11 protein-coding genes are annotated in these 15,179 nt (G+C 37.2%); 7 read left to right on the forward strand and 4 right to left on the reverse strand.

The window, feature by feature from the left end; genetic code table 11:
• The first annotated feature begins 2 nt into the window (after window positions 1-2).
• The 5 genes from KYH19_RS09840 (at window position 3) to KYH19_RS09860 (ending at window position 4,520) form a co-directional block, all read left to right on the forward strand.
• The gene (locus KYH19_RS09840; RefSeq protein WP_219078561.1) at window positions 3-2,657 is read left to right on the forward strand and encodes a DUF3857 domain-containing protein; all 2,655 of its coding nucleotides are present in this window, start codon (window positions 3-5) and stop codon (window positions 2,655-2,657) included.
• Window positions 2,644-3,024, forward strand: a complete 381-nt coding sequence (locus KYH19_RS09845) for an SRPBCC domain-containing protein (RefSeq protein WP_132397801.1) — start codon at window positions 2,644-2,646, stop codon at window positions 3,022-3,024. Before KYH19_RS09840 ends, KYH19_RS09845 begins: the two co-directional genes overlap by 14 nt.
• Before the next feature lie 6 nt (window positions 3,025-3,030).
• The gene (locus KYH19_RS09850) at window positions 3,031-3,846 is read left to right on the forward strand and encodes a hypothetical protein (RefSeq protein WP_219078562.1); all 816 of its coding nucleotides are present in this window, start codon (window positions 3,031-3,033) and stop codon (window positions 3,844-3,846) included.
• A 46-nt stretch (window positions 3,847-3,892) separates the two neighbouring features.
• Window positions 3,893-4,108, forward strand: a complete 216-nt coding sequence (locus tag KYH19_RS09855) for a hypothetical protein (protein ID WP_121284879.1) — start codon at window positions 3,893-3,895, stop codon at window positions 4,106-4,108.
• A 220-nt stretch (window positions 4,109-4,328) separates the two neighbouring features.
• Window positions 4,329-4,520, forward strand: coding sequence for a pinensin family lanthipeptide (locus tag KYH19_RS09860; RefSeq protein ID WP_088302624.1), 192 nt, complete (start codon window positions 4,329-4,331; stop codon window positions 4,518-4,520).
• A gap of 39 nt (window positions 4,521-4,559) precedes the next feature.
• Here KYH19_RS09860 and KYH19_RS09865 read toward each other — a convergent pair whose 3' ends face one another.
• Genes KYH19_RS09865 through KYH19_RS09880 form a run of 4 tightly spaced genes read right to left on the reverse strand, consistent with a single transcriptional unit; the run spans window position 4,560 to window position 12,234 of the window.
• On the reverse strand, window positions 4,560-6,455 hold the full coding sequence (locus KYH19_RS09865) for a lanthionine synthetase LanC family protein (RefSeq protein WP_219078563.1): 1,896 nt from the start codon (window positions 6,453-6,455) through the stop codon (window positions 4,560-4,562).
• Window positions 6,456-6,460: 5 nt separating this feature from the next.
• Complete coding sequence (locus KYH19_RS09870; RefSeq protein ID WP_219078564.1) at window positions 6,461-7,342, reverse strand: thiopeptide-type bacteriocin biosynthesis protein; 882 nt, start codon at window positions 7,340-7,342, stop codon at window positions 6,461-6,463.
• The gene (locus KYH19_RS09875) at window positions 7,335-10,007 is read right to left on the reverse strand and encodes a lantibiotic dehydratase (RefSeq protein ID WP_219078565.1); all 2,673 of its coding nucleotides are present in this window, start codon (window positions 10,005-10,007) and stop codon (window positions 7,335-7,337) included. Before KYH19_RS09875 ends, KYH19_RS09870 begins: the two co-directional genes overlap by 8 nt.
• 25 nt (window positions 10,008-10,032) lie before the next feature.
• A complete protein-coding gene (locus KYH19_RS09880; protein WP_219078566.1) occupies window positions 10,033-12,234 on the reverse strand; it encodes a peptidase domain-containing ABC transporter in 2,202 nt (733 codons plus the stop codon).
• An 87-nt stretch (window positions 12,235-12,321) separates the two neighbouring features.
• Here KYH19_RS09880 and KYH19_RS09885 point away from each other — a divergent pair, with 87 nt between their 5' ends.
• Complete coding sequence (locus tag KYH19_RS09885; RefSeq protein WP_219078567.1) at window positions 12,322-13,767, forward strand: ABC transporter permease subunit; 1,446 nt, start codon at window positions 12,322-12,324, stop codon at window positions 13,765-13,767.
• Window positions 13,754-15,178: an ABC transporter permease gene (locus KYH19_RS09890; protein ID WP_219078568.1), complete on the forward strand. Its 1,425-nt coding sequence runs from the start codon at window positions 13,754-13,756 to the stop codon at window positions 15,176-15,178. The genes KYH19_RS09885 and KYH19_RS09890 overlap by 14 nt, the downstream gene beginning before the upstream one ends.
• Window position 15,179: the final 1 nt, after the last annotated feature.

The raw sequence follows: 15,179 nt of genomic DNA on the forward strand, positions 1-15,179 counted from the left end.
ATATGATAAAAAAAATTACGCTCTCAGTTTGTATTATTTTAGCGATGGCCAATTTGGCTTTTGCGCAAAAAGGAAAGGTTGCTATAAATGCGAAATTACCTGATTGGCTACAAACAGTAAAGGTGGTAAACAGTAAACCAGCTTACAAAAATATTCAGGATGGATATTATCTTTTTCTTTTTGAAAAACAGAACAATTTAGAAACAAAAGAACAGTATTCGCACATTATAAGAGAAATCAGTAATGGTACCGGTGTTCAAAATGGCTCTGAGATATCTGTTTCTTATGATCCAAGTTACGAAAAGCTCGTATTTCATAAATTGACAATCTGGCGCGGCAATAAGCCAATGGATAAACTCAATTTACAGAATTTCAAAATCCTGCAAAATGAAAAAGAATTATCACGGTTTATATACAGTGGCTTATATACGGCTTACTTAATATTGGATGACATTAGAAAGGGTGATCGGATTGAATATGCGTACACGATCCAGGGAAGTAATCCCGTGTTTCCTAAGTACTCGAACACCATTTATTTCGAAGGTAGCAGTCAGATTGTTAACGTTTATAACAACATCATTTTTAAACCAGGCAGAAATATCCGAACTAAGAATTTTAATAGTGTACCTCCTTTAAAAAGATCTGTTGTAAAAGGCTTAAATGTTTTTGAGTGGCAAAATTCAATGTCAAAAACCTACCCATCAAATGATTTTGAGCCTTCCGATTTTGATCCATTTGCAAGGGTTCAAATATCAGAATATAACAATTGGCAAGAAATTGTAGACTGGGGACTGAGTTTACAACAATTTAACGCTAAAAATTCTCCCATTATAAACGAAAAAGTAGCAGAATTAAAACTTAAAGCTAAGGGAAATAAAGAAAAGTATCTTGAACTGGCAACAAGATTTGTGCAGGATGAAATAAGGTACATGGGCATTGAGATCGGTGAGTATTCGCACCGCCCAAATAGTCCAGAAAAGATATTAAAGCAACGATACGGAGATTGCAAAGATAAATCAACTTTGTTATGTAATTTATTAAAAGCTAATGGTATTAACGCATATTCGGTATTTCTTAATACTTATCTTAAGAAAGAAACAGCATCATTGTTACCTAGCCCCAGCGTGTTTAATCATGAGACAGTAGTTGCAGAATTTGACGATAGAAAAATTTACATCGATCCAACTGTTGCCAATCAGCGTGGACCTATTTTTAATAATTACTTTCCATACACCGCAAAAGTTCTGGTGATAAAGGATGGCAATAAAGAATTAACTGAAACTGCTCAACAGAACCTTGGTAAGCTAAAATCATTAGTAGTTTTTAATGTTGGCGATACCTCTGGAACAAGTAAATCTACGCTTCGCATTACCAGTGATTATTCGAACAATTATGCTGATAATTTTAGAGACAATTTAAACAATGAGGGAGCAGATAATATTGAAAAATCTTATGTAAAGTATTATTCAAATCTTTATCCTGGATTAACCATAAAAGATCCGATTGAGATCAAAGATAATGAAGCTGAAAATATAATATCTGTAACTGAAACGTATGAAATAGATAGTTTATGGACACGTAGCGAAACTGACCAATCAAAACGCTTGGCTTACTTTTATGGCGATCTGATTAATGAACAGATTGTATCGATCAAGAAATTTAGAAATGCTCCGCTCTCGTTAAAATTTCCATGTACCATTGAACAGGAAGTAAGGATTATCCTGCCTGAAATTTGGAATTTCGAGAATGAAAATATAAATATCGACAATGAGAATTACAGGTTTTTATACAGTGCCAACGCGAAATTCAATACTTTAACACTAACGTATTATTATCAAAATTTCACTCCTGTTTTACAAACTAATAGCATAAACGATTATATAAAGGATAGTAAAGAAATACTTAATACACTATCTTATGGCATTTATTGGGGTGGAACAGGCCCCATTGAAAATGACGGACTAAATCTCAAATTACTTGGAATCGGATTTGTGGCACTTTTACTCTCCACATTTATTGCCATTTATCTTTACACCAGAAAAACAGAAGTTAATCTGGATTCTATTAAAAATGCATGGAGATTGGGGGGCTGGTTAGCTATACCAGGCATCGGCATTACACTAAATCCACTGATTATACTGGTTTCGGCATTAAAACAAGGTATTTACACTGATAAGATATGGCAAGGCATTCAACTAAATGCACATTCGCTTTTACTTAATTTGTCGGTAATATTTACAGTTGTATTTAATGTGATGTTATTTGTTTTCAGCATTTTTATATTAGTATCATTTTATAAACGAAGGGATTTTTTTCCAAAATATTACATTGCCTTCCTTATTTTTTCATTCTTAATTACTTTATTAGATACTACAGCGAGTATCTATATCAATAAGCTGGTAAATAACGAGATTTTGGGAGCTTCAGAATTTTATTCTGTATTCAGAATTGGTATTTTTGCTGCTATTTGGATTACCTATTTCTTAAAATCGGAACGTGTTAAACAAACCTTTGTATTTTCTTATCCCGATTCGGAATGGAGAAAGGCAGTAATTCAGGATTTAAATGAAAATTTCAGAATTAATAATCTGGAACAAGAAGAAAATATTATTAAAAATCAAGAAACAATAGATATAGAAGAAAATGAAAGATTTTAAAAAATACACCTACATACCTGCACCACCTGAAGAAGTTTATTTAGCCCTTACCAAAGAAACCAGCATAAAATTATGGACAGGTGCTGAAGTGGAGTTTGAAGAAGTACCAGAAACAGAATTTTCTTTCTGGGACGGAGATATTACGGGCAAAAACATCGAATTTACTTACGGTAAACAGATTGTGCAGCAATGGTACTTTGGAGAAGAAAACGAACCTTCTATTGTTACCATCAAACTTCACGAAGATAAAAAAGGAACTTCACTGGAGTTTAAACAAACCAATATCCCTGATGAAGATTATGAAGATTTTACCTCAGGCATTCAGGAATATTTCCTGGGTGGGTTGGTTGATTTTTTTGACGAATAAATAAAAATGAAAACTAAAATTAATGCTCTCCTTTTTTCTCTGCTTTTAATCATTTTATCAAGTTCTTGCAGAACATACCTTAGCCCTGCTTTACCTGGAAATAATATGGGCTATCTGCCTCGTCCGATGGAAGCCGACAGTGTTAAATCTTTAATACATGCATCAGCAAGTTTTGCCGGGGCATCTTCTCCGGGAAATGGTAGTATTTCATTTGAATTGGGTATGCTGAATATCAATCGTGCCCATACTTTTAAAGGATTTAATATTGCTTATGGCGTATTTGGTTATATGGGCAGTGCAGAAAATACTTATCCAGATAATGTTAATGATACTAATTCAGATTACCCTTCTGCTTTTAACAAAACCATGTATGGCTTTGGCCTGAGAACTTCTATAGGCTTGAATAGCATGTCTGCTAATGGAAATACAGATTTCAGATTTATCAATTGGGAAAACTCTTTAAGCGCCGAAAGTGGAGCGTACGCTGATTTTAGGGAAGAAATTTATAGTGGTAAAGTTTACAATTATGCAGGTGTTTCAAATAGGAAAAGATTTTGGACCACAGGTTTATCGACAGAAGTGATCTTTAGAGGAAGAAGTAATCATGATATTAGACATGCTTTCAGGCTTTTTATCGGTGGAACACCAAGACTAGCTAACAGTTTTAGATACGGTGATCTCGCAGATCTTGATAAAATAATTAAAGGCTCTGGAGCTTGGAACCTTAGCTACTTCTTAAATGTAAAAAAAATTACGCTTTCATTTGAAATAGCCGAAAATATAAATCTGGCAAGCAAGATTTCATTGGGTTATAAATTCTAATAAAAACTTATCGAAGCGATTACTGTTCTGATAGAAATAAAATATTATGAACAGAACATTAGGAATTATATTAATCGTTGTAGGCATTGCTATGCTGATCTGGACAGGTTTTACCTATACCAAAAAAGAAAAGCTGGTTGATGCCGGCCCCATTCAAATTTCTGCCGATAAAGAAAAGTCCGTGAATTGGCCTCCTTACGCAGGTGGTATTATTTTAGTGGCGGGTGTAATTGTATTCATCGCATCTGGAAAGCGAAAATAACTCAGCTGTCTTTTTATCTCTTCATTTCTTCCTGTCTCCTATTAAGCAAATGCCTTAAGTTTTTAATAAATCTGGCCTAAATTTAATTGCAACAATGTAGCGATAAATATATTATTTATTTTGCAACATAGTTGCAATTGATTATCTTAGTACTGTTGCAACCGGGGATAAGCCGAAACCCCGTAACCACCAGTAGGCATCATATTTAATCACTTATTTTATGAAAAATCAATCAGAAAAAATCACATTGAGCTTAGAAGACCTTCAGTTAGAAAGTTTTGTAACCAGTATTGACAGTGAAGTTGCGATGCGTTTATCAGGTGGTTTAGGTAATGTATCAGAACCTACACACACTGAACAAACAGATGACCATCATACCCCACCGGTAAGATGTACCACGGTAATCTGCTAGTTACTTAATTCAATTTCAAGGCGCCATTTGGCGCCTTGTTTATTCCTCTACACATAAAAAACCACTCATTAACAACAGGCGGATTTGTAATACAATTTTTTGACTGATTTGTTCCTTTTCCGTAGCTGGTTTAAAATATTCGTGGGTAATTTCATCAATTAATTGGGATGTTTTCATTTTCCTATTAACCAAAGATTCAACGATGATGGCTGAAAAGGTTCCGATTTTAATTTCTTCCACACCACTTTCATGGCTATATAAAAGAAGCTTACTACCGTTTTCATCTTCTCCGAAATATTTTACATGATCACTCAGTTTTAAATCCAGCACCATGAAATCGGAATCTGATTTTTGATTGGCACTTTCTGCATTTTTCTTAAGGTAAATATTTTGTTGCTGATAGCTAAAATAACCTTTATGAAGTTTCCATAGCTTCAATAGTTTTGATTCCAACCGGAATGATTGCGTGATTGCTTCATTCGCTCCTTCTATCTGGCTGATTTTGACAGACAATACATCACTAAACTCATCAATATTCTTTACTTCATACAGTGCACCAATGCCGACACCTAACTGATCAAGTTTTCCAATAGTTCTTTTGAAGTATGACGAAAAAATTTTCCGTTTAATATCAACCGTTGAGAACCGTCCTTCCAGATTAATTATTTTTGCAGGTTTGGGTAAAGTTGGTTTTGCCACTGAATCAGATTGATCTCCAGCTATCAATTGTAAAAGCACATAACCTACACCGGCTTTTCCAGAGAAAAGACCATAATCATCTGCTCCACATGATAAATATTCGCTGTAGCTGTTTGTTTTTTGATATTGTTTAATGGCTCCGTCAATCGCATCACAAATATGATCAGCTATTCCGGCTCTGTCCTTATTGCACATCAAAAACGGAATCATTCCGCTGTAGCCGCTTACCAAAGTGAAATCTGGCCGGGGTTTGTTTTGAAGATCTGATAAACATTTTTCAAGTGTGCGGTTACAATGTTCTGAATAGATTTCTTTTTCAGTGAGCGCAAATGCAAGACTCCTTGATAAACCCACTCCTGCCGCACCATGTGCCCAGGCATTCGCCCCTGCCATATCTGAAATAAAAGTTTCCAGTTGCCAGAGATGTGCGCCTGGTTTTGAAAGTTCATAATTGCCTATCCGCAAATCAAGCCAGTTATTTGCAGGGGAATGATAATATTGCATTTCATAAGCCAACACTTCTTCCGCCAGATACAACAAACCAGGTTCATCAAAATACATACTCAATTGCATCAGACAATATGCAATACCTGATGCCCCATGAGAAAACCCGGTCATGCTATCGTATGCCTTTTTCGATTGATGATAATCCCATTTCAACCCCATCTCTGATACCCGTGCTTCCTGAATTAACCGGTCTAAGAGTAAATGGATCAATCTTAAAACTTCTTCATGCTGACTGTGGTGATAAAGTAGTGTAAATATCAGTAAATTACCTGTATAGCCACTTAATAAATCTGCTTTCAGTAATTCCGTGCTAAGCTGAGTTTGGTTGGATAATGTTAAAAGCAATGCATTATTCAGGTATTTCTGGATTCCGGTTGCTTCGTAAATCTTTAAATTTGTATAAATCACTCCACCAAGGCCGGTATAGAACGCAAAGAATTTCGGTTTGAGGATGGCTTCAGATTTCATCATTCTACTCATCATTTTATCAATTAAACTGATGTGCGCTTCGCTTTGATCAAAACGATAAAGTTCAAGAAAGAATAAGGCTATTCCGCAATTGCCATTAAAAATATCATAGCTTTCCTGAAAGGCATATTCATTCGGATTGATGTAATAAGGCGTTGGCCACCATGCTTCATCCACTGTTTCCTTTTTATGCAAGAGCAAGTCGTTCTTTATTTCATGAAGATGATTGGTAAAAACTTCGATCTGAGCAGCTGTAAACATAGAATTTAATTGGAATGATATACTTGAAAAATATATTCGATGCAGGTTTTGATCACATATATCAGGTAAGCTTCTTCCTGATTGGCAATGCCCAGCCGATTATTGGTCATGTGTATCAGGCTTGAAACGATTTCCTGGAATTTAAATTCATCAAATTCTGCTGTTTGATACTGATCCATAACTTTCTGGCTGCACATCATATACTTTGCTAAATCATCATGAAGACTGTTTACGGCAAGCTCTTCCCAGAAAGAGGCTGCTGCCAGGCAAACTATTTCTTTTTTGGATAAAAATGCCTGTTCAAATTGATTGAGCCAAAATGCCTTTTCATGGTCCCCGGAAAAACCTGAACGATAAAGTTTAGGTAACCATCCGTTTATAAAAAAACCACATAATCTGATGATTTTGTCAGGCTTTAACCCGGCACAGAATAATAGAACCAGGTGAAGCTTTACCGCCTGTAAAGTAATCTGACTGCTATTTTCCCTAATCAGTAACCAGTTTAAAACATAGGTAGATGAAGCGGCAAAATGCTGTTCTGCCCAGGCGATACTTTTTACATTCCCATAACGGCTAATCTCAGGATCATATTCAACGTACAGAACTTTTTCCACCCGGAAAGAATTGCTTTGAAATTGACAAAGATCATTACTTAACGAACTGGTAATCTGTTCATGGTAAAACGAATTGGCATGAAGTCTCAACCGAATATGACTCCCTCCTTCCCAATAGCGGATAAAGAACCAGGGAGAATCAGCAAAAAAACAAAATTTCCATTTACTGATGAAGGGCGCAATGGCCTGTTTCAAAAGCTCATCAGCATTTCCGGTATAATAAATATGCAGACTGAGCCAGGTATAACTGATTGGTTTGATTGTGCTATCCATTATACCACTGCATTAAATATTCTTTAACTCCACTTTCCACAGGTACCGGAAGCACTTCTTCTATGGTGATGTTATTTCCTGCTCTTGCTAAAAGCCGTTTAAACATAGCTACAAACAACGGCTTATCTAAAGTTAAATATTGTGGTTTATAGTCATCATGCAGGCCTTCTTTTTTGTTGATCTCGCCATCTACAGCTTTGTTTTGATAAGAACGTTTCCTTAGAAACAAAAAGAAATTTATTGGTATTTTCTGCAATTCGAACCAGCTATGTAAGCGAATAAAATATTCAAAATCCGCCTCCATTGTTTGCTGAACAGGGATTACAGCAGTTTTTATTCTCCATGTTTTTCTCCTGATGATTACTGTTTCTTCAAATGTGATTCTTGGAAGCAGGTAAACATCAGGCGCTGAATTTGCAAATCTGCCTAGATCATACTGATCTATCAGCTGGATAAAAGGCTGTAATGAAATCCTTGCATCAGGATTAAAGTGCGCCAATAACTGGTATAAGTTGGAACGGTTATAAAAAGATTCCAAACTCAAATCATAGCTGTAGAGTTCATGATCATTTAGCCATAGTCTAAGCTTGTTCGTATCCGAATCAAGGCAAACCCTTAAATTACCAACATTAATTTGCTGATCTGCAGGATAGATATTATTTCCAGAGGGAAGCGTAAGCTCGTGACTGAGCAAAGGAGGATGAATATTTGCGTTAAAGGTTGACGCATCATTTAGTTCAGCTTTAATTACTTCTGGATTTAATGACTCATTTTGAGCAATAAAATCTTCCTGTATTTTTGAATCAAACAAAGACAGAAATCTTCCGCTTACCTTTCCCATTCCGGGTAAAAGCGAATTGATTACCCCATAAAGCTGGTCTCGTTTCTCGCACACATAAAATTGTACAAAAGCGCCTACCGATGAAATTTCTCCAAGATCCGGTTGAACAGGTAAATCTGCAAAAAAATCAGCGGTTAGGTTTAATGTATCATCTAAAGTAGTTTGTTGCTCCAGTTTGGTAAGAACAGCTATTTTCCAAGGCATTGAATCTGTTAATGCCTGATCATTCTGGTTTACCTGCTCCATTTCGGGCTTTTTAATATAGAAATAGTAGTCCCGATAAAACTCGGTTATTTTTATCTTTTCATGTCTAGGATAGTGTTTAATATAAAAATCACGCATCTTGATGCGCTCTTTTCGCATCACATCTAGCGGTAGCAGAAATTTGGCAAGCGCATTCGTTTTAGAAGCAAACTCCGCTATCCCTTTTTTGGGCAATACTTCAGTTTCATCTGTAAAACAATCTTCAAAAAAAATATTACGTGCCGAGAAATAGTAAGGAACAAAGTTGTTGGTTAAAAAGGCCGCTTGGTTTTGAGATTCTTTTTCTCCAATGATTTTTTTCTCCTCAGCACTCGTATAGTAAGGTAAGTTTGCTTCTTTTTGTAATTTAAGAAAAGTGCTGTTCACTGCTTTTTCTGCCTCCTGTAAAATCACGTAGCGTTTATCAGTTCCTGCTGTTGCATAGCTTTCACGGTGAATTTGCAATGTTTCGAAAAGGCTGATTAAAGGCTTTACTAAGTGAATTTTATCTGGTACAGCTTTAAAAAACGACAATAGTTTTATGTCCCAGTTTTCTTCCATCCCGGAAAAGCCAAAGCCTGGCTCGAACAAGCCGGTGTTGATCAATTTTATGATATAAGCTTTAATGCTTTCGTGGCTGGCATCTTCTACATGATCTGACAGATATTTTATTAATTCGGCTAAAGTAACTGATTGGTGGTTTTGATGAAAATAATTGACAATCAAGAGTTGCAAACCATTTGCAGGCAATTGCTGAAAGGATTCGATGTTATTGAAATTAGTCAGGAATTGTATTTTATCACCTTTGATTTCTGCTGTGATATTAATTTTCAGCAATAAATATTCATTCAATACCGGATGTTGCCTCAGTATGGATCGTAAGTATTCGAAAAGAATATTGTTCAGCTTCAGTTTACTCTGAACTTTAGGATTTTTATTTGGATGGTTTATCAGATGAGCACTGGTGGTCATCAGGCCAGTAAAAGTAAAGCTGCTAAATGGCGAAGTTTTAAAAGCCATCCGGCTGAGATACCGCAATAAACTAAATTCCATTCGCAGCTCTTTTTGCTTAAAATTTTCCGGGGCTTTTGTAACAAAACTTTTCAGTTGGGTGTAAAGCACCGGGCTGGATAACATTAAAGCATTTTGCAGCGCTGGGTTTAATGCCATTTGCTGAACAAGTTTTTGATGTAATCTTAATTCGTGGTTAAATAGCTTCTTGTTTACCTCAAAGAATTTATTGATTAGGGTTTCGTTTAACAGGTAAGCTTCAAAATATTCAGATAATAATTTGGCATTCAAGCCTTTAATAAGCGTATATTGTTCTGCATCTACCCGCTTGTTATTAAATATTTTTCTTTTAAGATTGATTAACTGTTGCCTCAATTGATCGTCGGTTTGTTCACTGATGATCGGAAATAAGGCATCACATAAAGTATTTTTTAATTCTTCCCTTCTTTTGAGATATTCATGGTGTGTTTCTATCAGCTTTTCGCCTTGATGAAATGTAAGCTGATTGAATACATCGTGGTTAAGATTCGCATATCGAACTAAGGAATAAGGGAAAATTCTGACTGACATAAGATGGTTATAGGTTAATGGAAAATCATTGGCCAAGTTCAAGTTGATTTTTGATCAGGTGGTAATAGTGCCCTTTGATTTGAAGCAACTGCTGATGCGTACCAACTTCTTTAATTTCACCTTGCTGAAGCACTACAATTTGGTCTGCATTTTTTACCGTACTGAGCCTGTGGGCAACGATCAGCACCGTTTTACCCTGAAAAAAAGTATTGAGATTATTTACGATTGAAAGTTCATTCTGTGCATCTAACGAATTAGTGGCCTCGTCAAGAAAAACGTAATCCGGATTACGGTAAATCATCCTGGCGATTAACAGGCGCTGTTTCTGGCCTTCACTTAAGCCAAATCCATCTCTACCGACCACGGTTTCATAGCCGAAGGGCATTTTCAGGAAAAAAGCATGCATGTTGGCCATTGTAGCTGCCTCATGAAGACGATTAAAATCTTTAACTTCCGCTCCTGCGAAAATATTATTAGCGATAGTATCCATGAAAACATATCCATCCTGCATCACTACACCGCAATGTTTTCGCCATGATCTGGCATTAATGGCTTCAATTTTTTGCGCACCAATTTCAATACTGCCTGCCGAAGAAGCATAAAATTTAAGTAAAAGCTTTATCAATGTTGTCTTCCCGCTGCCGCTGGTACCCACAATAGCTGTTACTTTTCCGGCTGGAATTTTCAAACTGAAATTTTTTAATACCTGTGCACTGTGTTTGCCCCCGTATTGAAAAGATACCTGATTCAGCTCAATATCTACCGGTCCATCCCCATTCACTTCATCATCCATGCCAAAATCTTCTTCAGTTTCTTGTTGCACTTCATCTATACGCAATAAACTGAATGCTGCATTTTGCGAAACCCTTGAAAATTCCACTAACTGGTTTACCGGAGCATTTAACTGCCCACAGATATAAGTAATGGCCAGCATGCCACCCAATGTTACCTGATCATGGATCACCAGCATGGCTGCAGCATAAGTGATCAGCACGTTCTTTACCTCGTTAATAAAAGCACCTACCCCCTGCATTCGCTGATCAAGTTGCAATGCTTCAAGTTTGAGATCGAAAGATTGATCTTGTAATCCTTCCCAAAGCTGTTTTTTTTCTTCTTCACTCCCAGTTAATTTGATTTCCTGCATGGCATAGAAAATTTCCAGGAGCAGTTGCTGGTTGGCAGAAAGTACCTTGAACTTCTTCTGATCAATCATTTTTCGCTTCTGTTGAAAAGAGTTAGACCAGATTACGCTGATGCCAGCGCCGACAATAAATAGCAGAAAAATCTGCCAGTTGTAATGAAGCAAAACACCACCAAGTACAATTAAGGTAATTGCCGATAAAATAAAATTGATGAGTGAATTGGTCAGGAATTCCTCTATGCGTTGATTATCATTCACGCGCTGCATATTATCTCCCGCCTGCCGGTTGTCAAAAAATGAAAAGGGCAATTTCATCAGTTTTGCCAGAAAATCTTTCAGCATGGTGATGCTCGTTCGGGCACCAATTCTAAATAACAATCTCCCCCGAACAAAATCCATCAGCATCCGGCCAGAAAAAAGCATCAGCTGCCCTAAACAAATCAGCAATAACAAATTGATATTTTTCCCTTGAATGCCCTTATCTACAATCATTTGGGTTAGCAAAGGAATCAAGAGTGAGAAACCACTGGCCAGTGCCAAACTCACCGCTATGGGGAACCAGCCTTTTCGGTGTAATTTTAGGTAAGGAATAAGGTTCCACAACGAAGTTTTATGCTCCGGCTTGCTATCCATTTCATGAAATGAACGGGTTGTCTCTAATAACAATACCCGACCAATCTGTGTATCATCATTGATATTCCAGCCCGATAAAAATGCAGCCGTATCTAATTTTATTTTACTGTTAAGCGCCGGATCTGCAAGATAGACTGATTCATCATTTACTTCATAAACCACCACATAATGTTCTTTTTGCCAGTGCACTATGCAAGGCATGGGTAGTCTGTGTAGTTTATTATATTCCAATTCCGCAGCCATGGTTTTGAAGCCAATGTTTTCTGCGGCATCAATTAAATCAAGCATTGTGGTGCCTTGTTTCCCGATTTTGCAAAGCTTTCTTAAATGCTGCATGGAAAAATTCTTACCGTGATAGCCAGCAATCATTTTAAGGCAAACCGGACCACAATCCATGGCATCTGGCTGCTTATAAAACGGGTACTTTCTCCTGCGGATAAAATCTTTAACCATAATATTTTTTAAAAACCGTAAATGCAATGTAGTTGCAAATATGTAAAATATAATGCAACTTTGATGCATTATTAAATTAATCTTTTAATGAAAAAAAACAACTTTGCCATTTGGCAAATGCTGATAAAAAAAGAGTTGCTGGTAATTTACCGGAACAAGACGATGCTCATCTCCACGGTAATGATCTGGACACTTTTTATTGCGGCTGCCATTTGTACATACTTAGATTATCAATCGGCACACAAACAAAGAATTGAAGCCAACACAATTTTCAGGCAGCAATGGGCGCATCAACAACGCAATCCACATGATGCGGCGCATTTTGGCACTTACCTTTTTAAATCGATCAATCTGTTAAACGTATTTGATACCGGATTAGATGACTATGCCGGGAATACCTACCGTATTGAAGCCCATGTGCAGCACGAACCTAATGCAGCAAATGCGGAAGGAAATGATAGTTCCATGCGTTTCGGCAGGCTCACACTTGCTTTGATTTTGCAATTGCTCATTCCGCTGCTCATCCTTTTCATCACAGCAACCAGCATTACCGTAGAAAAAGAACAGGGTACATTAAAAATGCTGCTGGCTCAGGGATTAAGCACTTCAAGGTTAATATGGGTTAAGGTAATTTCAAGTTACCTTTTTATCATAACGGTGGTTCTACCAGTCTTTTTATTGATGATCATGATGTTATTGGTTTCTCCCGGATCTGACGTACTGCTCACCAGATTACTTTGGATGATATTAGCATTTCTATTGTATTTTTTATTCATTGCCTTGCTGGGCATATTGATTTCAGCCTGGAGTGGTAATTCTGGAAAAGCACTTTTAACTGCCTTGAGCTGCTGGATATTAATGAGCATCGTTTCGCCGAAATTACTCACCGGGATTGCCGATCGCAGCTATCCGCCTATGTCTCGCGCAGCTTTTACTGAGCTTGTTGAACAGGGCTACAGAAAGGGGCTTAACGGCCATGATCCTTATGCAGAACGCGGGGAACGTTTCGTTAATAATATTCTTAAAAAATACAATGTAGACAGCATTAGTGAGCTTCCTTTTAATGTTGAGGGTTTAACTTTTCAATACCATGAGGATTATCGTAATATGGTGTTTAACTACTATCTGGAAAAAGTATCGCGACAGTTTGATAAACAACAAAACTTTTTAACGATAGCGGGAATCTTTAATCCTTTTCTCTCCATCAAGCGGATTTCGATGGCGCTTTCTGGCACCGATTATTATCATCACCAGTATTTTTTTAAACAGGCGCAAACTTACCGCAATCACTTAATTAAAACGCTGAATCTGCAACTCGCCATGCATAGTAAAGATGTAAAGGGTGAGTATACCTTGGGGCCTCAGTATTTTGCCCAGCTTCAAAACTTTGATGATCAGCTTCCACCTATCCATAAGGTGATCCAGTTAAACCAGATTGGACTATATGCTATTGCCGGATGGATTCTGTTACTCGCCGCATTGCTCCAGTTTATCGCTTCACGTTCTTTAGCCCGCCATTATGAACCTGCTTAAAATCGTATTTAAATTTGAACTGCGCATGCTTCTCAGACAGCGATTGGTATTGTGCTTAATTGCTTTCTTCTTTCTAACAGGCCTTTACAGTATCTATGATGGCTACCATTTAACCAAAAAGCAACTTACGGCTATTGATAGTCTGGAACGAAATTACGATCAGAAATTTAATGAGCTGGCTAAAAATTTTACAGCAGATACCACTACATCGGCAGGAAAAACCAGCTATGCGCAGGCAGGAATTCCATCTGTGATTGAATACCGGAATCCGCTCAATGCGGTACACAAACCTGCAACACTATCGTCACTATCTGTAGGACAAAGGGATATATTACCTTATTATGAGTTAATTACCAGAAAACGCAATGCAGTAAATGCGCCAAATGCTGAAATTGCCAATCCGGAAATGCTCGCAGCCGGAAATTTCGATCTCGCCTATGTGATCATTTACCTTTTCCCATTATTGGCTATCGCATTATCATATAATACCTGGTCGAAAGAGAAAGAACAACAAACTGATCGCCTGTTGGCTGTTCAGGGAGAGCATCCTAACCGCATCATCGTTTATAAACTTGGCTTTCGTTTTACAGTGGTAGCATTACTGGCCTGGTTGCTGAGTGCTATCGGAATCATAAGTGATTCGCAACTCAGTTCCTTTAACCTGACTACTTCCTTATTATGGTTTTTTACCGTTACAGTATATCTGGCATTCTGGTTTTCAATCTGTTTAATGCTGATCAAACTCGGTAAAAGTTCTGCTGTGAATGCACTCTACCTACTGGCTGCATGGTGCTTCTTTCTCCTGGTATTGCCTGCCCTTACCAACGCCTTCATTCGCCAGAAGTATCCTATTCCATTAAAAACGGATGAAGCCGTTGCTTTACGTGAAAACAGCGAAGCCATTTGGGCAATGCCTAAACAAGCGCTTATTGATACGTTTTATGCGAATCACCCAAAATATAATTCCTTAAAAAGCGCTGCGGATACCAGCGAGAATAGCACCGTTCGTTTCAGTGCTTATTATGATCTTCTGGGCAGGAAAATGACTTCGGTGATAATACATTACAATCAGTATCCACGAAAGCAAAATTTGATTTCAGCTAAATTAAGCTGGATTAATCCGGCTACGAAAACACAATACTTGCTCAACTCAATAGCAGAAAGTGGCCTGACGGATTATTTATCTTATCAAAACCAGGTCAATCACTTTCAAAAAACATGGGTCGATTTCATGACAGGTTATATTATTCATAATAGAAATTTAAGCCTTGCTGACTTACATCATCTTCCCGAATTTAAAATGCAACCAGCTCCGGAAAAGAACACAAATATCTTAACAGACATCCTTGGGCTGCTGATTATTTCCCTCTCTATCCTATTCTTGAGTACAAAAATCAAATTACCATTATAAC

The organism is Pedobacter sp. D749 (assembly GCF_019317285.1).
Taxonomy (GTDB): domain Bacteria; phylum Bacteroidota; class Bacteroidia; order Sphingobacteriales; family Sphingobacteriaceae; genus Pedobacter.

Coding starts and splice junctions, on each gene's coding strand:
- KYH19_RS09840 (WP_219078561.1), top strand. CDS start 3: ATGATAAAAAAAATTACGCTCTCAGTTTGTATTATTTTAGCGATGGCC.
- KYH19_RS09845 (WP_132397801.1), top strand. CDS start 2,644: ATGAAAGATTTTAAAAAATACACCTACATACCTGCACCACCTGAAGAA.
- KYH19_RS09850 (WP_219078562.1), top strand. CDS start 3,031: ATGAAAACTAAAATTAATGCTCTCCTTTTTTCTCTGCTTTTAATCATT.
- KYH19_RS09855 (WP_121284879.1), top strand. CDS start 3,893: ATGAACAGAACATTAGGAATTATATTAATCGTTGTAGGCATTGCTATG.
- KYH19_RS09860 (WP_088302624.1), top strand. CDS start 4,329: ATGAAAAATCAATCAGAAAAAATCACATTGAGCTTAGAAGACCTTCAG.
- KYH19_RS09865 (WP_219078563.1), bottom strand. CDS start 6,455: ATGTTTACAGCTGCTCAGATCGAAGTTTTTACCAATCATCTTCATGAA.
- KYH19_RS09870 (WP_219078564.1), bottom strand. CDS start 7,342: ATGGATAGCACAATCAAACCAATCAGTTATACCTGGCTCAGTCTGCAT.
- KYH19_RS09875 (WP_219078565.1), bottom strand. CDS start 10,007: ATGTCAGTCAGAATTTTCCCTTATTCCTTAGTTCGATATGCGAATCTT.
- KYH19_RS09880 (WP_219078566.1), bottom strand. CDS start 12,234: ATGGTTAAAGATTTTATCCGCAGGAGAAAGTACCCGTTTTATAAGCAG.
- KYH19_RS09885 (WP_219078567.1), top strand. CDS start 12,322: ATGAAAAAAAACAACTTTGCCATTTGGCAAATGCTGATAAAAAAAGAG.
- KYH19_RS09890 (WP_219078568.1), top strand. CDS start 13,754: ATGAACCTGCTTAAAATCGTATTTAAATTTGAACTGCGCATGCTTCTC.